We start from the raw sequence: 17,721 nt of genomic DNA, 5'->3' as shown, positions 1-17,721 counted from the left end.
AGGAATATACAAATGGTACTCGACTTAATCGAACCACCGGTCGCAGCCCCGGCACCCTCACGCTGCAACCTCTGCCTCCATTGCGGAGCCGACCTTGTCAAATGGGATCGGGTGGTTTCCACCCCGGTCCCGCATGCAACGCGCTCATGGCAGCCTGTCCCTCATCACTATCTAGTCGACATGGTACGCGATGCCTGTGGTCGCTTTCTTCTGGATATTACAGGAGAGGCCCACGCAATGACTCATGACGGAAATCGATATTTCGGTTTGTTTGAAATACAGGAGCAATCCCCGGACGCGGAATATCACCGGGTAATCGGCGTTAGGAATTCTCACGATAAATGCCTACCCGCCGGGCTAGTAGCTGGTTCGCAAGTGCTCGTTTGTGACAATCTCTGTTTCTCAGGTGAGATCAAGATAGCCAGGAAGCACACAACCAGGATACTCAATGATCTGGATGAGATGATCGATGATGCCATGCTCCGCTTGCAGGATTCCTGGTGCATCCAGCATCGCAGGGTCGAGCGGTATAAGGAGTTCGCGCTCAACGATGTCTTGGCCCATGACCTCATGATCCGGTCGGTCGACCGGGGAGTCATCCCGGCCAGCAAGATTCCTGTCGTCGTTGATCATTGGAGAGAGCCTTCTCACCGGGAGTTTGAACCTCGCAATGTGTGGAGCCTGGAAAACGCCTTCACTGAGGCGCTGAAAGGCCATCTAGCCCTGCTGCCGGCCCGTACAGGGGCCTTGCACAGGCTGCTGGATGAGCGCACAGGGTTCCGTTCTGAATATAACTAAAAGGGATCCCGGTCGCCGCATGGCGGCCGGGGTGCCTTTTTTAGCTACGAATACTTATCGTCGGCCGCAGGCCGGTCCCCCCGGCGAGGGACCTAACTCGTTTTTTTCCGAGGTGGGTTGAGCCAAGCGCAGCTTGGGAGACCCATGGAAGGGAAAAAGCGTAGTTAGGTCGAAATCCGCCGCTAAGTGTTTGTTTGCGTATTGGGAGAGAGATCCGGTAAGCAACTGCCTAAGGCGATCACCATTGACAATGGACCCGAGTTCAGCGGCCTGCACACATGGACCGCAGCCCGAGGACTCTCTCATTGGAAACCGTCCAGTAAAGGGGGGCAGGTCATGATCCAGACCGCCGCCGGCATCCGGGGGCAGACCGTGGAGGAATACGTTACAGCCATGACCGTGGAGCGGGCGCGTAAAATTGCCCAGCAAGGCACCGGAGCGGGCGCTGAAGGCGTTTTGATTTCAGGGAGGCAAGGGCCCGCTTCTCCCTTTTTGCTGGCACACAAAGGAGCTAAAGCATATAGGACAGTGATGCTAAAAAGGTTTATCAATGTCCTGACTATAATCGTTTGGGTAATATTTGGCCCCAGCGCATGTTTGACTATGGCGGATTTTCTTTTTGGAACTGGTAATAATTTTGCGAACAGCATGCCAACCTTTTCTTTCCGGGCGACCGCAGTTGGTTTATTGGTCGGAAACTCAATTGTTGCCGCTTTGAGCTATATATTTCTCGGGAAGCCATATATTTGGTGGAAGGACATTGGCTCACTTGGGGACAAGTAGTTATACTAATCCAATCAACTTTGCTTTGAACCTCAACTGGTAAAGTGTCCTTTTGTCGGAGGTGTCGATAAGCAGTCGGTTGAATATCTCCCGCTTGTCTATGGCATCATACTTCACATTGCCAGTCCCTGGAGCCGGTAACCATTCCGGAACCTCCTGAAAAGTTCTGCGTGGTTTCCGGGACAAGGCTCCTTGAATTGTTGCTGGTTGAATTCAATCGTTGAGTTCTAACAAGGAGTTTCCGTTCCAGATGGTTTTGCCACGGAACCGGGTAAGTACCACACCGAGTCCGGGAACAGAGGGACAGTAAACGTTGCCATGGAAGAATTCTTTAAAGTACGCAGTGTTCCAGTTCTTGCTGGTACCAACGGTAGCATACCCCAGCTTGTGAGCCTCATGAAGGACATATTTGGAGTTAATAGGCCTGCCTTCACAGAAGCGTTTTTCCTTGCGCCTGTCGCGTTGACGAAGCGTTACCGCATGACCGGTGAGAATTAACAGTCGCTCTATATCATCCCGTAGCCTTGGCGATATCGTATAATAATTAGGGCCACCATTTCGGTCACCGTCACACTTCCAGATTGTGTCCAAAAACAATCTCATGACCTGTGTGGAGGCTTGCAGGATCTCCCTGGGGACAAACTTGTTAAAAGCCTTCCCGAAGGACCTCAGATAGCGTGACAGGGGCTTATTGGGACCAATGATGTACTGGTCGTTTACCCGGGTAAACGGGAGTCCCATCTCATCGAGTGTGTCTGAAATAAACTTCTCTGGTATCTTCCGGGTAATCACGATTGTGTGGCTTACTTTATTGCTGTGCTGGACGTTTCCATCCGCCAGATAAAAGGCCATGAACTTCACCCAACTGTTAAAAGGGAAAGAGCAAACATGATCCATGGCCTTACCTGACCTTGCATTGTGAGCCTCTGGAAGCTCGAACGTGGGAGGGTCCTCAACTTCCCTGTCAAAGTTGGCAGCAATCATGAAGCGTTGGTTAGTGCCATGAACGGACTGTGCATCCCGGCAGTACCATTCCCTGCAGGCTTTAGAGTTACCTTTCCTCCATATCCTGTGGTTTGGAGTTACCAGGTAGGCAGAATGGCTGGCATCCAGCCCGTAGAGTTGTCCAGAGTAGGGATAACTGACAACCGCAGAGGGTTGAACCATCCGGGCAACAATTTCCTCTGTAGGTGGACCTCCGGATCTTAATCGGTTCTCCGGATCACCGACGTCAAACAAGGCAGCCACGTGGCTGTCAGTAGTAATCTTAGATATGGGTATCCATCCTCGGTCTGTGAAAATCTCAGTGTCTGGATGATAACAATTGTAAGCTGTGGAAAGGTACATTCATTATAATATTTTGAGGTTTTAGGGTAGATTCCAACCGCACCTTTCTGTAACTATACTTCACCAATTTCGCGCACGCTTCAAGGGGCTTTTGAGAAAGAATAATAAAATTATCCACCTTCACCCCATTGCGGGTACGGGTGACATTGATCACTTTCCCGGGCGATTCGTGGTCCCATACTTCGGACGCATCTGCGCGTGAGTTCTGCATGAAGCGGGAGAGCCCGCCAAGGTCCAGGTTCTGGCTGGATATCATCCTTGGCTTGGATGCCAGGATGATCGGATCCCCCTGCTCCAGCACCTGGCCGACTTGGACGACACCATCCTTGTCCAGCTTGTCCAGTTGCCTGTTCTCAAACTTGTCCCGGAACAGCCCCTGGTAGTGTCCCTTGCCGCCCTTGATGCCGTTCTTGTAGTCCATTGACCGGGCGTAGGCGGCCTGGGACTTGAGCCGCTTGGCGAAGCGTTCGCTGATAACGATCGCATCATCCATGGAGGCGCCCTTGTAGGGGATCACGGCGATCCGGGCGTTGAGGCCCATCGCCTGGTTGCCCTGGTCATCGGTGTAGTTGCTCTTGGCGAGAATCTGTCCGGGCTTTACGGTGTCGCCCTTCTTCACCAGCGGGGTGTTGGAGATGGCGCTTTTGCGGTTAAAGAGGAAGTTCCTGTAGAGGTCCTTGATGATCTTCTCGCCGTTGGGGGTCTGGAGCTCGATCTCATCGTCTGTGATATTGCTGACAACCAGGGGCTGGTCCGAATCATTGAAGACCGCTCCCAGATGCTTTCCCATCACCTTGTCAAAGGAATCCCCTGTCTCGCCGTCTGCCAGGTTCTGCACGAGCGGTGCCTCACCGCCCTCGATCGGCATCGCCTGGTTGAAGAACCGGGCCCCGTAGAAGGTGCGTGTGCCATGCACGGCACTGGGCAGTGGCTGCAGGTTGGTGTGGCTGCCCAGCAGGCGGGTGGGCGACTCCAGGATGAAATCCACCTCGCTGTCGGGGGTATTGATGAACCCGGTTAAGGACCCGGAGTAAAATTAACTTTGAGGTGATTGGCGGGGTTAGGGAAGCCTCACAAAGCCGGACTCCAAGATCTATATCAGGGCGCAGGTCCTCCTGCGCCCTGATATAGAATCCATGGAGTGTTTTCTTTTTGGGGGTTGCAGAAGCATGGCAATCGCCGCTTCCCCCTACCCTGAATTGATTGGTCAGGCAATGCCCACTGCTGTCCTACGATTCACATCATTAGCCCAGGAGAACAGCAGTACCTCCTAACCAGCTTAAACCTGGAGCATGCGACATATTAGAGTCGCAAGGGCTCTGCTTTCAGAAAGACTACTTGCGACAGGACCTTGCGCCGTTTCTCCCAATCGGGCATACAGCGCGTCAGTAGCCGATAAAACCTTGGCGAGTGGTCATGGTGTGCGAGATGGCAAAGTTCGTGCATGATGACGTATTCGATACAGTGGACCGGGGCATAGATCAGCTTCAGGTTGAGGGTGATCCTACCGGCGGAGCTGCAGCTTCCCCAGCGTGTCCGCATATTCCGGATAGAGAGTTCCGGTTCGCTGATTCCGTGGCGACCAGCGACTTCCATACAAGCCTCAAGGTAGCGACGGAAGACTTCTTCCGCACGGACGCGATACCAAGCATCGACTGCCGCCTTCACTTTCGTCGAGTCAGTCCTGTCGGGCACAGTAACAAACAAATACCGACCGCGAAGCTTGGCAGGGGTCCTGTCTCCTGTCTCAACCTTCAGCCGATATTGCCTCCCAAGATAAACAAAGGTTTCGCCGCTAATATACTTGTGGGGCATCGGCAGCGGATGGAACTCTTGAAACGAAGCCAACTGGCGAAGGATCCAGCGGGCCTTCGAACGCACGGCTTCCCTGGCCTCCTCCTCGCTGTAATGGCTAGGAGCATTAGCCACAACATTGAGATCCGGCTTCACGGTGATTCGCAACCGTTTCCGATCTGAGAACTGGAGACGATAAGGGATGCGTCGCTCGCCGTAAACGAGGATTTGCTCCGAAGGCTCAATCTTCATTGGCAATCGTAATCTCGATGCACTTGTCGATCAGCATGTCCTGCACCTCGAGAGGAATCTCAAGACCCATGTCATCGATTACCTCGAAGAAGATATCATCGATCTCGTTTCGCATCCGATTGAGCGCATCCGGATTATCCCGAAAGTCCCGGATCTTATGCTCTCCAAGGCGTTCCTGAATTTCCAAGGCGATCCGGATAGCAGCTTTCGGCTCAGCTTTGTATTCCTTCATCTCCTCCCTCACGACGCCGTAGTAGCGTCGGGCCATGTCGCGGGCAGCCAGTTCCTCCGGCACGTTGTCATCCGTATGGGTAGTAACCTTGGTGGCGATGTCCTTGATCTTCTCAAGCGCCTCGATGGCCTCCATGCGCTTCTTGTGCAGTGCTTCCAGTACATCACTGAGCATTTTTGAGAATTTGGCGTAGAAGGCCGGATCCTTCTCCATTTCCTGCTCGATCGTCCTCTGCGTCGCCGATGCAATCATGTCCGCTTTGGCCTCGGTACTCTTCCCTTGGTCCTCAAGGACCTCTTGTCGTTCATTAGCGTCGAAAAGATTAATAGGATCACAAAGCTGCATGATCTCGCCGGCGCTGACGTGAGTATCGATGAGTTTCCGTATCTTCGGTTCGTATTCGGAGAAGTCTATACGCTCCTGGAAGCGGATGGAGGCTTCCGCCCGAAGGTTGGCGAAGAACTTCAGGTCTTGTTTATAGCGCTGAATCGTATTGTCCGGTGTTTTTTCGAGGAAGTTCGTCGAAGCCAGAGCCATCGCGAGCGTCCGCGAGAACAAATTAAAGCGGTCGTAGAATCGGTTCCGCTTCTCTTCGTCACGCAGGCTCTCGGCAAAAGCCTCCGCGTCTGTAGTTCCCTTCATGCCGGGAAACAGCTCCCAAAGATCTGAGTGATACTGTGGCAACTTGGCAGTAACCTCCTCAAGGTAGTGGACCGTCTCCGCGAGATCCGACTCGTCGAAGTCTGCCAGCTGAGCATAGAAGTCGATCGCGTCGTCCAGCTCCTTAATCACCCCACTGTAGTCAAGAATCAGCCCATATTCCTTACCATCGAAGAGCCGGTTCACCCGGGCGATCGCCTGAAGGAGTGTGTGCCCCTTCAAGCTCCGGGCCAGGTAAAGCACCGTGTTGCAAGGCGCATCGAATCCGGTCAGCAGCTTGTCAACCACGATGATGACTTCCGGATCCTCCCCCTTCTTGAAAGCATTGATCAGTTGCTTGTTGTATTTCTCCTCGGTCCCGTAGCGGTCCATCATCCGCTCCCAGAAGGCTTTCTCCTGTGCAGAAGGACCCTTTTTGTCACTCTCATCGCCCTCTCTGGCATTCGGACCCGAAATCAGAACCTCCGTTCTGATCTGTCCAAATTCATCGAAGCATTCCTTATACAGCAATGCAGTTGCCTTGTCCGGGGCGACCAACTGCCCTTTCATGCCAGTACCCTGGTAGTTCATCGCGTAATGCAGGGAGACATCCCACGCGATCATCCGCACCTTCTGCTCAGCCTTGTTGAGTTGCCGCTCTGAAGAAAATTTCCGCTTCAGGTCGGCCTGTTGATTCTCGCTCAAGCCAAGTGTGAGCTTCTCAAACCAGCTGTCGATGGGGCCCTGATCAACGTCCTGCGGCACATGCCGGGCTTCGTAGAGAAGCGGTGTCACTGCCCCATCTGCGACCGCCCGTGAAATCGTGTAGGGCGGTGTATAAAGCGCACCAAATTTGGCGAAGGTATTTTTCTTCGCGTTTTTAGCCAGCGGGGTCCCGGTGAACGCAATAAAGCAGGCACCTTTGAGCGCCAGTTTCATCCGGGCATGGTGTTCCGAGTAGTTGCTCCGGTGTCCCTCATCGACGAGGACGAAGGTGTCGCGAGTGGCTTCCTTTAGGTTCCGGTTCTTCGCCGCCGCCTCGAATTTGTGGATCAGGGTCGTAACGACGTGTGCTTTGTCGTCACTCAGGAGCTGAACGAGGTGTTCCCCGGTGCTCGCTTGTTCGGGCTCCAGACCGCAGGCACGGAAGGTGCCCAGGATCTGGTTGTCGAGGTCGATCCGGTCGGTCACCAGGATCACCTTCGGGGTCAGGATGTCCGGGGCCAGAGCGAGGGCCTTGGCTAGCATCACCATGGTCAATGACTTGCCGCTGCCCTGGGTGTGCCAGACCACCCCGCCAGCGCGGGGTTCGGACACATCGCCGCCCCGGATCCGCTTCAGGATGTCCTGCACCGCAAAGAACTGCTGGTAGCGGGCGATCTTCTTCACCCCGTTGTCGAAGACGATGTATTGGTAGGTCAGCTGCAGCAGGCGCTCCGGACGGCACAGGGCGTAGATGGCTCGGTCTTGCTCGTAGACTTGCCGTCCCTCGTTCTGGAGCTTCAGGAAGGCCCCGGCCTCCTTCTCGAAGGGCGTCTCCAACAGTGGGGAGTCCTCCGGCAGCGGACGGCTGATCAGCTCGCCGATGGACTCATCCAATCCATGCTCCCGCCAAACGGTCCAGAACTTTCGGGGCGTCCCGGTTGTCCCGTATTCGGCCTTGTCCCGCGCGAGGGCGAAAAGGAGTTCGGAATATAGGAACAACTGTGGTATTCCGTCCTTCTGCTGGTAAGCCTGAAGCTGTGCAATGGCCATCTCGATAGGCTGCTTCTTCAAGTCGCTATAGGCGCTGCGCTTGCACTCGATCACGCCCACCGGGATCCCGTTGATGAAGAGTACGATGTCCGGGATGTAGTGCTTCTGCAGGCCGACCCGCTCCACCTTGAACTCGGCGGTGCAGTGGTAGCGGTTGTTCTCCGGGTTCTTCCAGTCGATGTAGGCGATGGAAAAGCTCTTGGTGTCGCCGTCCACCGTCTGGGGTACTGCGGTGCCGAGGCAGAGCAGGTCGTAGACCTCCTCATTCTGGTGAATCGCTCCGGTGGCCCGGAACGCCTTGAGCGCCTGCACCGCGTTGGCGATGGCGTTCTCGGTGAATACGTGCTCTCGCCCCTTAAAGGTGTAGCGGCCGTTCTTCCGGATGAACTCGGTGAGGATCGGTTCGAGGATGGCGGCCCCCATCCGCCCGCCACGCAGGTCATTGCATCTCTCGGGAGGAAGGTATTCCCAGCCCATCTCGATGAGGAGCTGCAGGGCCGGAAGCTGGCTCTGCACCTTCTCGAGGTAGCTCGGGGTTTGGTAAGGAGTCTGCTCTTCCATGATTAGATTAAGTTCAGACCTTCACGCGGACTTGGCCGGTGAGGAGCTTTTGCATGAGAGCTTTTTTCTGCTGCTTGAGGGCGTTCAGCTTTTCACCAAGCGTCTTGATCTCAGTGTCCGCCTCGCAGAGGACACGCCCAATAGCCTTCTGTTCAGGAAGTGGCGGCAGGTCAATCGACAGCTTGAAGAAGTCGGAAGCGTTCAGATTCAGCAATCCGTTGTTCCTTACCCCGGAGTTGATCCAGCGGTAGAGATTCTTGTTGTGCAACCCGGCGAGGAAATACTGCTTGATGAAGTCAGGGTCCGCCTGCTCCTCATCCAGCCGGAAGGAGTAGAACACATTGGGAACCAACCCCTCGTCGTATTCCGAGAGTTGATAGACGCAGCCCTGCGGGTAGCGGTAGGAGTTCCCTTTGTTGTAAGCAAACTCTCCACGTTTCAGCACGACGTAGTTCTCGACCTGCTTGCCGGCGATTACACGGCTGAACTTGTCTTGTTGAGATACGAACCCGGTTCCAGCAGTGATGCTGAGGACGGGATAGCCTTCAGGATCGTCTGCGACGTCCTTCAGTCGCGTACAGAGGTCGTCCAAAATAGTCTCAGTCCACTCCCCCTCAAACCCCGGCAGGCGTTTCTTGCCGGTGAGGAGCTGCTGCATGAGGGCCTTCTTCTGCCGCTGCTTGGCTTTGATCAGATCGTCCGTCACCTCAATCGCCTCGTCGCAGGTGGAGAGGATAGTGGAAATCCTTGCTTGCTCGTTGATAGGTGGGAGTGGAATTGAAAAATCTCGAAGATCTCTAAGGGAAATGTTTGGTCGAGCGGCATCAACCTGCATTTCAAGAATGCGATGAATTGTGTCAGGTGCTTGGAAGTAGAGAGCTGTGAAGGCAACTCGGTCAGCTTCTTTCATTCGGAAAACAGCGACAGCTTGATTCACATTAGATATTCCCAAATCATCGGCAACCTTGCAAGATCTGCCAATAGAAGCGCCAACCAGGTTGATTAGAATATCATTCACTCTGAGCTGAGTTCGCTTCAACTTCTTGTTGAACTCAACCGGAAGAAACTTCGGCCTTGAAATATCCAGGAATCCGTCTCTGACATTTTCGCTGGTAATGAAAAGCATCCCAGAGTCGCAATAATCAAAACCTTGCCACTTTGGGGATGCCCCTTTGCTAATGAGGGTCGTAAGGCTATCACCTGTCGCAACTTTCCACTCTGCTGGAATCCACCCAACCTTTGTCTCCTTGTAGCCGGTTCTGTTGGCATTGGGATCACTCATGATTTGAATCCCAGCTCCTTCAGGTAGCCGTCCATCTTCGCCTCAACCTCGGCCAGTTCGCTATTGATGCGCTCGATATCCTTCTGCACCTCTTCCATATCAATCTCGGGCTCCGGCTCAAAGGTATCGACGTAGCGGGGGATGTTCAGGTTGAAATCGTTCTCCTCGATTTCCTCGAAGCTCGCGAGGTGGGAGTATTTGTCGATGACGGTTCGGTTGTGGAAGGTCTCGACGATCTTGTCCATGTCCTCCTTGCGGAGCCGGTTTTGGTTGGTGCCCTGCGCGAACTCGCGAGAGGCGTCGATGAAGAATACGTCCTCCTTCGCCCCGGGCGTGCGTCCCTTGTCGAAGATCATGAGCGCGGCCGGGATACCGGCACCATAGAACAGGTTGGCAGGTAAGCCCACAACCCCGGCGAGGGTGTTCTGCTCGATCATGTATTGACGGATTTTGCCCTCCTGGCCGCCCCGGAAGAGTACCCCGTGGGGCACGACCACGCCGACCCGGCCCTTGCCCTCCACCGCAGTGGCGACCATGTGGCTGATGAAGGCCCAATCCCCCTTGCTCTTCGGGGGTACACCTGCGTGGAAACGGTTGTATTGATCAGTGGCGGCGATCTCCTGCCCCCACTTGTCCAGACTGAAGGGCGGATTGGCGACTACGACGTCGAACTTCATCAGGGCGTCGTTCTCGACCAGTTGCGGGTGGCGGATGGTGTCCTCCCACTCGATGCGAGCGGCATCGACCTCGTGGAGGAACATGTTCATCTTGCACAGCGCCCAGGTACTTCCGTTCATCTCCTGCCCATAAAGCGAGAAGTTTCTCGCACCGACCTGCTGGGCGGCCTTGATGAGGAGCGAACCCGAACCGCAGGTGGGGTCGCAGATGCGGTCGCCATCCTCCGGCGCCACGAGGCGGGCAAGCGTCTCCGAGACCTCGGAGGGGGTGTAGAACTCGCCGGCCTTCTTCCCGGCCTGGGCGGCGAAGCGCGCGATCAGGTATTCGTAAACGTCGCCGACGATGTCCATGTGGCCGACCCGCTCGGGCCGCAGGTCGAGTTTCTTGTTGGCGAAGTCCTCGAGCACCGTCTTGAGCCGTTGGTTGCGCTGGCGGGTCTTGCCGAGGTTGGCCTCACTGTTGAAGTCGATGTTCCGGAACACGTTGTGGAGCTTGGCCTTGTTAGCATCCTCGATCTTCTCCAAGACCGTGTTGATGTGCTGGCCGATCTCGCTGTCGTCCCGGTGGGCGTAGAGGTGCTCGAAGGTGCAGTCCTCCGGGACCACGAAGCGCTCCCGCGACATGGCGCGGTCGATGCGGGTCTGGTCGCCTTTGTATTTCTTTTCGTATTCCTCGAGCTTCGACTTCCGCACGTCGCTCAGGTATTTCACGAACAGCAGGGTCAGGATGTAGTCCTTGTAGAAGCCCGGATCGATCACCCCGCGGAAGGTGTCGCAGGCGCTCCAGATCACGTTGAAGATCTCGTCTTTGGTTTGTTGGTCGTTCATGGGATGTGATGGTTTAGGATTCTAGAGATGCGTTGCGTGCATGCAGGCGGCATTGGCTAGGGAATGCTTCTTCTTGGCAAGTTGGGCAAGGAGTTGGGCTTGCTCATCGGCCAGAGCACTCAGCTTGATAATCTTCTGCTGGATCTCCATAGAGGGTATAGGGAGCTTCAGGCTCTCCACCACGTCCCGGGTCACGATAGGCATATGGGCGCCTACAGTGGACAATCGCTTAAAGTGATACTGAGCTGCCGGTTGGTTTAGATACCACGCGAGATAAGTGCCGGTGACCTCCTGTTTCGGCCGGAGGACAAAAAAATAAGAACCAGCCAGGGTGGGCTCCGGGAATTCTGGAACTGCAAATGCAAAATTCTTCTGACCCCGTGATAGAAAAACAACGTCGCCTGACCGTAGGGATTCGTCTCGGTTGGAAGAAGTCGGAGTTAAGCGAATCATGTCAGACGGGTCGATGTGCGTGCGCTCTGGATTAAAGTCGCGGATCTGGAGGAGACAGTGACTCCCGTCGGGGTCATTTTTGATGGCTTTGCGGGACTGGTAGCCCGCGCTGATCGTGGCGATTTCTGAGATTTTATAGTCCATTATATCCCTTAATTACTAGCAGTATGCATGAAACTGATTCTAAATCAACAAAAAACCTTGACAATTTGATGCGGTATGCCTTATACTGCGTTTATGAATTCAGAAACCTGCATTGCAAAAGAAGTCCCGAGTGAGGATACCGAGCTCAAGGATGTCACGAAGAGTAGACACATCAAAGACGTTGACCGGCACATGCTTTGGGGCCGCTCGGGCGGCCGATGCCAGTTCCGCGGCTGCAATAAGCCCCTATGGAAGAACCCACACACGCATGAGCCTGTGAACATAGCAGAAGCTGCACACATCTATTCCTTCAGCGATAACGGCCCAAGAGGAAATGAAGGAATTGATGAGGACCACCTGAACACCTTCAAAAATCTCCTGCTTGCCTGCCACGACTGTCACAAAACAATCGACAACGAGCAAGCTTCGGGAACGCGCTATTCTGTCCAACTCCTCCAAGACTGGAAAGCCGCCCATGAAGAACGCGTGGAACTAGTAACCGGCATTGATCCGGACCACAAGAGCCACGTGATTCTGTATGGCCGTGCAATCGGTGGAGTGCACTCCCCCCTCAGTTTTGATCGAGCTGCCAAGGCAATGTTTCCCGATCGCTACCCGGCGGAGAGCATCCCGATTGAACTTTCAACGTTGGGAAGCGACTCGACAGAAAGAGATGCTGACTTCTGGCAGTCTGAGGTGAGAGACCTACAGCGTAAGTTCGGACGCAAGGTGCATGATAGACTCGAAAGCAGGGAGATTGAGCACCTATCGGTATTCGCAATAGCGCCAATGCCGCTGCTCATCAGTCTAGGTACGCTTCTTACCGAGATTAGGGATGTGGCGGTTTACGAGCCTCACAGGGAACCCAAGGGCTGGGCTTGGCCTAATGAGAAGAAGACCGTTGAGATAAAGGTGGAGAAACCACAAGAAACTAGCGGCCCGCCCGCTCTGGTTTTCTCGCTGAGTGCCACCATCGACGACTCGAGAATCCACCGGGTGCTGGGTGATGATGCCGCGATCTGGCGAGTGACAATTCCTCAGCCTATACAAGGGTGCATACGCTCGCGCCAGGACCTAGCAGTTTTCCGTCGAGTCGTCCGAAAACTCCTCGACGAAATCAAGACCGCGCACGGGGACGATACCACTCTATCAATATTCCCAGCGGCACCCGCATCAACAATGGTAGAGCTCGGACGTATACGTCAGCCGAAGGCCGACATGGACTGGCTGATCTACGATCAAAACAGGGATCTTGGCGGGTTTAACAAGACGATCCAAATCGTGGGCGCGGACCTGCAAGCAGCGGGGAGCTGAATTTATGAAAAATAAAGATCAAATAACAAAAACGCTCCGGGAGCTTATTGAGCTTCTGGATATTCCACCGAGTTACTACGACAAGGCAGTGGCTCGCTACAAGTCGATGGCGGATCACTTTCATCGACCTCAATCCGCGATCAGGCATCTTGACCCGCTAGTTCATCCCCAAGGATCCTTCCGCCTCGGAACAGTTACACGGCCTATATTTCCGGACGAGGGCTACGACCTGGATCTCGTGTGCCGGGTCCTGGCGAACAAGGAAAACCTGACCCAAAAAGACCTGAAGGAACTTATCGGCGAGGAGGTGATTTCCTATTCGAAAGCTCAGGGGTTCAAACAGCCACCCAAGGAAAAAAGGCGCTGCTGGACCCAGCAGTATCAGGACGATGTGAACTTCCATATGGATGTCCTTCCCGGCATTCCTGCAGGTGAGCGGTATCGCCAGCTGCTTCTGGAAGCCAGGGTTGATAAGCGACAAGTGGATGAGGCAATCAACATCACCGACAAGGAGGAAAGCAACTACGCGCAAATCAGCCCCGACTGGCCACGTAGTAATCCTCGTGGATTCGCTCTCTGGTTCGAAGAGCGCATGGACGTCGGTGGTCATGCCACCTCATCCCGCAAGATACTCCTTGAGAGCAAGTCCTATGGTTCGACCGATAAAATTCCAGCCTACGCGCTCAAGACTCCCTTACAGCGCGTCGTGCAGTTGCTAAAACGCCATAGGGACCAGATGTTCAAGGATGACCCCGACGGAAAGCCGATCTCGATCATCCTAACAACCCTTGCGGCCAGAGCCTACCAAGGTGAAGCTGACATCGCCGAGGCAATCGCGGGAGTATTGAGTCGAATGGGTGACTTCGTTTCGGCTTCGAAGCCAAGGATACCCAATCCAGTCGACCCGACCGAAGACTTCACTGATCGCTGGGATGCCACTAAGGAGAATAACTTCTGGAACTGGCTGCGTCAGGCGCGTGAGGCCTTCGCCTATCTCGGACGGGCAACCACCGAAGCCGAACTCATCGAGGCATGTAAAAATGACTTTCGGTTAACTCTGAGCTCTGATGCGGCCAGGAAGGTGCTCGGAAGTGCTGTGGGTGCACCTTCGATTGTTGGGGTAACCAAGGTTTCTGATTCGGCACCGTCATCTTGGGCACCGTAATGAGAGATCCGTGCGAAAAGCGTCATGCTGCTTTGGGCCTGGCGGAGTTCCAGGAGCGTTTTCCGGGGCTCCGGCTCACCCACCTCTCGGACTGCGGTCTGCAGTTCGAGGGGCAGATGCTTTTCCGCGCAACCAAAGCTGGCTTCGATGAGATAACCGATCAATACCAGCTTCGAATAGTCGTTCCGGGCAGTTTCCCGGAAGGGCAGCCCTCGGTTTACGAGACCAACGGCCGAATAGCAGCTGACTATCATAAAATGTCCGACAACAGCCTGTGCTTGGGAAGCCCGATAGGAATTCAGGTAGAGATAACTCAGCAGCCTACATTGGAAGGGCTGGTCGACCGGCTCATAATCCCCTACCTCTATAATCACAGCTACCAGCAACAAGAAGGTCAACTACCCGTCGGTGAACTAGAGCATGGAGTGTCTGGACTGATCCTCGACTACGAGCGACGCTTTCGCCTTAAAGGTGCGAAGCAGTGTATTGAAGCACTCAAGCTGTTAGCGATTAAGAAGAATAAAGCGAACAAGAGGCCATGCCCCTGCTGTAGTGGTCGCCGCCTAGGACAGTGTCATAGCAAACACCTCACTCCACTTCGGTGGTATGGCTCCCGGAAATTTTATAGGAAACAAATTGAATACATAACCGAACTTATCGACAGGTCACAGTAACCAAAGAAAACAGAAAGGTAGAAAAACTTCTATACTTCTCATCAAGCCCAGGTCAGCTTTTGGGGAGCACGTCAAAGGGGTCAGGTCACTACCGCTTGCGGCGCTTTACAATGACTAGGCCAATCGCGGCACGTCACGAGGATTGCGGCCTAGTGGAAGCTACATTCGTTATCCTTTGAGCACAAAAGCACTCCGGTTCACTGCGCACCTTAGGGCGACGCGGAGCGGGCGGGTCGGAAGCCTTGGTCGTGGTAGACGATGCCTGGGATGCGGTTGAAGCGGGCGGCAGATCGGCAGTCCCGTGCGTAGCTGCCTAAGTTGGTGCCGAAGTTGCTGCCGAAGTTGCCACCCCGGATCGCCCGGCGCGCGCCCGAGGCGGTGCCAGTGGGATCCGTCACGGTGCCCGGATAGGTGGCAGCCCAATCCCAGCACCATTCAAACACATTGCCCGACATATCGTACAGGCCCCAAGCATTTGCCTGCTTGCGACCCACTGGATGCGTGTTGATTCCGCTATTGCCTCTATACCAGCCGATCTCGTCCAGAATCGGATCGACAGGTGATTCGCCAGTGTAGGTGATCGGACCGTTGTAAAAGGCGGTGCTGGTCCCCGCGCGGCAGGCATATTCCCACTCCGACTCCGTGGGCAGTCGGTAACCATTGGCATCAAAGTCGCAATCTGGGATAGATGTTCCAGTCTTCATAACCACTCCACCAACGGTGTAGCAGGGCGTCAGCCCTTCCAGCTCGCTCTTCAGGTTCAGCCACTTGACCACATCGTACCACGACACCTCCGTCACCGGGTGTGTCAGGCTGGCATCCCCATTGTAGCCATTGCGCCCGGCAGGTAAATCCGTGTAGTCCCGCGCCGGTCCCTCTGCTGCTACTTCGTCCCATTGCGCCTTGGTAACTTCGGTTGTCTGTAGGTAGAACGCCTTCGTCAACGTCACCGTGTGTTGGGTCTCGTCATCTTGACGCCCAATCTCGTCGTCCGGGCTGCCCATAGTAAAGGTGCCAACAGAGATGAGGGACATGGAGGCATCTGGCTCCGGATATGTTTCTGGCTCGGCCCGCAGAAAACGCTTCTCTTGCCCGATCATGGAATAGAGGCGGTGAATAGCCGCGCCAGTTCCTTCAATGCCGCTCTCAATGACCTCCCAGTTATCAAGATCGGTAGAGGCCTCGATCCGGTAAGTGGTGCCCAACTCTGCATTAAAGAAAAACTCTACAGCCGTCAGGATGCCTGAACTGGTTGGAGGAACGCTTAAGGCAGTGGTGGGATCGTATCCTGTTTCAATCTCGAACTTGTCGTTAAAGCCGTCCATGTCTGAGTCGATCAACATGGGATCGGTAAGGTAGGTCAAAACCTCCTGGCCATCCGTCAGCCCGTCTCCATCGGTGTCTCCGGCAATAGGATCTGTAGGATAAACGGTAACCTCCTCAAAATCATTCAATCCGTCAAAATCTGTATCTGGCAGTAGAGGATTTGTTGGAAGTGAAATTACCTCTCCATAATCACCTAGACCATCGCCGTCTGTATCTGACTTCAAAGGATCAGTTAAGTAAGTGAATAATTCATCGGAGTCAGTCAGTCCGTCCGAATCTGTGTCTGGCAGGTTTGGATTTGTACCATAGACAACACTCTCCTCATAATTTGATAAGCCATCCTCGTCATCATCATTAATATCATATAAAAAATTCGCTAAAAGGTACTTGTCCGAATCCATTGAGAAATTTAAGGGATTTGCAGATCCTGAGAAATCCCCACCCCAACTAGAGAAAACATAGCCTGGATTGGCCTGCACCGTAACTGATACTTCTTCGCCCTCTTGATATATCCCTGACCCGCTTTGAGAAATCACACCAGCGCCAAGGGGATCCACTTCGGTGGTGAGTGAAAAGGTGACCAAGTTTGTTACAGTAGAGGCCAAATCAATATCGAAACTTTTTGTTTGACCTGAGGAGGTTCCGTAAACTCGGATTTTTCCAGTTCCCGCACTCGTGCTTGAAATGTTCAAAGAAGAACCTGCAAGTTCAATTGAAAATGATTCACTGGCTTCATGTCCCTCAACCCATTCCCAGCTGTAGCTGATTCCTTCTGGGTTTCCATTACTTACACTGACACCTGTAAAACGAATATAGCTTGTCTTTTCATTCCAATTTGGAGTATACAGAGGTATTGAGCTAAACGGAAGTCCAGCAAAGACATTTGGTTGGCCGGATGGCTTGGGCGTTGAAAGATCGTAGACATCAGTATTAGCAAAATCGTCCAAGATCGGTTGGTCTCCTTCAGGATCTAAGAGTTCACCAAAGACAGAATAAGCCGAACCCCACGCTTGGGAGTTATCTTCAAGGTTAATAAAAAACTGGGAAGTCGCTGAATCCAACGCTGCAGTCCGCGCCATGGCAATCGTCCCCTTGGTACTTTGCCGGGTTTCCTCAAAAATGATAGGAGGGCGAGCATCTACCCACTCTAGCAAGTAATCATCTGTGTCATAAAGCCGGAATCCTCCGGATTGAATGATCGGTAAGGGTGAGAACGTCTCGAGTCCATCTACACCAAAAAGCTGGCCTGTAGATTCATTGCGGTGGACTATAGTGTTGTTGTAGTATCCGTCATCAGCATAAGTCTTAAAATTGGCAACAGTTACAGGGGCTTCATCCGCGAAAAGCTGGTACTCGACAGTGTGTTCAGTCCACTCAAATTCACTTGCACTGACTGCATACGGGTCATTGTAATCACCGCCGCTAGCAAGCTGGTATTTCATCATTTCTACGTCGTTTCCGTTAATACTGAAAACCGTCCAACCCAGCTGGATTGGTTTCCGGATGGTCATGGTTGCGACCGGGCCAGGAGCCTCATACATCTGGAAGAAGTCACGCAGTTCCAGTTGCAAAACAGAGCTATCTTCAAAGGAAGCAGAAGGGTGGAGGCGCGTGTTGACCAGAACCAACCCAAAGACCTGGGTGGGAATGATACTCCATAGCACTAATTGTATCCACCTCATCCTCCAGCTAGGGCT

Annotated in this window: 12 protein-coding genes; 4 read left to right on the top strand and 8 right to left on the bottom strand. The window is 53.8% G+C overall.

The genetic code is table 11. From position 1 onward, the window contains the following. Positions 1–12: 12 nt before the first annotated feature. Positions 13–798 carry a DUF932 domain-containing protein gene (locus tag G0Q06_RS01360; RefSeq protein WP_163961707.1) on the top strand — a complete coding sequence of 262 codons (786 nt, stop codon included), beginning with the start codon at positions 13–15 and terminating at the stop codon, positions 796–798. Positions 799–1,134: 336 nt separating this feature from the next. Continuing rightward, positions 1,135–1,581 (top strand): hypothetical protein, encoded by a 447-nt coding sequence (locus G0Q06_RS01355; protein ID WP_163961706.1) that lies wholly within the window; start codon positions 1,135–1,137, stop codon positions 1,579–1,581. A 213-nt stretch (positions 1,582–1,794) separates the two neighbouring features. Here G0Q06_RS01355 and G0Q06_RS01350 read toward each other — a convergent pair whose 3' ends face one another. The 7 genes from G0Q06_RS01350 to G0Q06_RS01320 all read right to left on the bottom strand — a co-directional run bounded on the left by G0Q06_RS01350 (position 1,795) and on the right by G0Q06_RS01320 (position 11,545). Then, entirely contained in the window at positions 1,795–2,928 is a 1,134-nt protein-coding gene (locus tag G0Q06_RS01350) for a hypothetical protein (protein ID WP_163961704.1), read from the bottom strand. Further along, the gene (locus tag G0Q06_RS01345) at positions 2,885–3,916 is read right to left on the bottom strand and encodes a hypothetical protein (RefSeq protein ID WP_163961701.1); all 1,032 of its coding nucleotides are present in this window, start codon (positions 3,914–3,916) and stop codon (positions 2,885–2,887) included. The genes G0Q06_RS01350 and G0Q06_RS01345 overlap by 44 nt, the downstream gene beginning before the upstream one ends. Before the next feature lie 314 nt (positions 3,917–4,230). Continuing rightward, entirely contained in the window at positions 4,231–4,974 is a 744-nt protein-coding gene (locus G0Q06_RS01340; protein WP_163961699.1) for a M48 family metallopeptidase, read from the bottom strand. Next, complete coding sequence (locus G0Q06_RS01335; RefSeq protein WP_163961697.1) at positions 4,964–8,161, bottom strand: type I restriction endonuclease subunit R; 3,198 nt, start codon at positions 8,159–8,161, stop codon at positions 4,964–4,966. The genes G0Q06_RS01340 and G0Q06_RS01335 overlap by 11 nt, the downstream gene beginning before the upstream one ends. 13 nt (positions 8,162–8,174) lie before the next feature. Next, positions 8,175–9,443: a restriction endonuclease subunit S gene (locus G0Q06_RS01330; protein WP_163961695.1), complete on the bottom strand. Its 1,269-nt coding sequence runs from the start codon at positions 9,441–9,443 to the stop codon at positions 8,175–8,177. Next, positions 9,440–10,948: a type I restriction-modification system subunit M gene (locus G0Q06_RS01325; protein ID WP_163961693.1), complete on the bottom strand. Its 1,509-nt coding sequence runs from the start codon at positions 10,946–10,948 to the stop codon at positions 9,440–9,442. Before G0Q06_RS01325 ends, G0Q06_RS01330 begins: the two co-directional genes overlap by 4 nt. 21 nt (positions 10,949–10,969) lie before the next feature. Then, positions 10,970–11,545, bottom strand: coding sequence for a restriction endonuclease subunit S (locus G0Q06_RS01320; RefSeq protein ID WP_163961691.1), 576 nt, complete (start codon positions 11,543–11,545; stop codon positions 10,970–10,972). Positions 11,546–11,638: 93 nt separating this feature from the next. Between G0Q06_RS01320 and G0Q06_RS01315 the strand changes: the two genes are divergently transcribed. Both G0Q06_RS01315 and G0Q06_RS01310 read left to right on the top strand, forming a co-directional pair. After that, positions 11,639–12,859: an HNH endonuclease gene (locus tag G0Q06_RS01315; RefSeq protein ID WP_163961689.1), complete on the top strand. Its 1,221-nt coding sequence runs from the start codon at positions 11,639–11,641 to the stop codon at positions 12,857–12,859. A gap of 4 nt (positions 12,860–12,863) precedes the next feature. Further along, entirely contained in the window at positions 12,864–14,024 is a 1,161-nt protein-coding gene (locus G0Q06_RS01310; protein WP_163961687.1) for a nucleotidyltransferase domain-containing protein, read from the top strand. 883 nt (positions 14,025–14,907) lie between these two features. Here the strand turns inward: G0Q06_RS01310 and G0Q06_RS01305 are convergent. Continuing rightward, positions 14,908–17,706, bottom strand: a complete 2,799-nt coding sequence (locus G0Q06_RS01305) for an SUMF1/EgtB/PvdO family nonheme iron enzyme (protein ID WP_163961685.1) — start codon at positions 17,704–17,706, stop codon at positions 14,908–14,910. Positions 17,707–17,721: the final 15 nt, after the last annotated feature.

The organism is Oceanipulchritudo coccoides, from assembly GCF_010500615.1.
Classification (GTDB): Bacteria; Verrucomicrobiota; Verrucomicrobiia; order Opitutales; family Oceanipulchritudinaceae; genus Oceanipulchritudo; species Oceanipulchritudo coccoides.
Note: the sequence above shows the minus strand (reverse complement) of the source record. Positions and strands in the feature narration are given on the sequence as shown.

Bases quoted from the DNA above. Each gene is read 5' to 3' on its own strand.
- G0Q06_RS01360 (WP_163961707.1), top strand. From the start codon at position 13: ATGGTACTCGACTTAATCGAACCACCGGTCGCAGCCCCGGCACCCTCA.
- G0Q06_RS01355 (WP_163961706.1), top strand. From the start codon at position 1,135: ATGATCCAGACCGCCGCCGGCATCCGGGGGCAGACCGTGGAGGAATAC.
- G0Q06_RS01350 (WP_163961704.1), bottom strand. From the start codon at position 2,928: ATGTACCTTTCCACAGCTTACAATTGTTATCATCCAGACACTGAGATT.
- G0Q06_RS01340 (WP_163961699.1), bottom strand. From the start codon at position 4,974: ATGAAGATTGAGCCTTCGGAGCAAATCCTCGTTTACGGCGAGCGACGC.
- G0Q06_RS01335 (WP_163961697.1), bottom strand. From the start codon at position 8,161: ATGGAAGAGCAGACTCCTTACCAAACCCCGAGCTACCTCGAGAAGGTG.
- G0Q06_RS01330 (WP_163961695.1), bottom strand. From the start codon at position 9,443: ATGAGTGATCCCAATGCCAACAGAACCGGCTACAAGGAGACAAAGGTT.
- G0Q06_RS01325 (WP_163961693.1), bottom strand. From the start codon at position 10,948: ATGAACGACCAACAAACCAAAGACGAGATCTTCAACGTGATCTGGAGC.
- G0Q06_RS01320 (WP_163961691.1), bottom strand. From the start codon at position 11,545: ATGGACTATAAAATCTCAGAAATCGCCACGATCAGCGCGGGCTACCAG.
- G0Q06_RS01315 (WP_163961689.1), top strand. From the start codon at position 11,639: ATGAATTCAGAAACCTGCATTGCAAAAGAAGTCCCGAGTGAGGATACC.
- G0Q06_RS01310 (WP_163961687.1), top strand. From the start codon at position 12,864: ATGAAAAATAAAGATCAAATAACAAAAACGCTCCGGGAGCTTATTGAG.
- G0Q06_RS01305 (WP_163961685.1), bottom strand. From the start codon at position 17,706: ATGAGGTGGATACAATTAGTGCTATGGAGTATCATTCCCACCCAGGTC.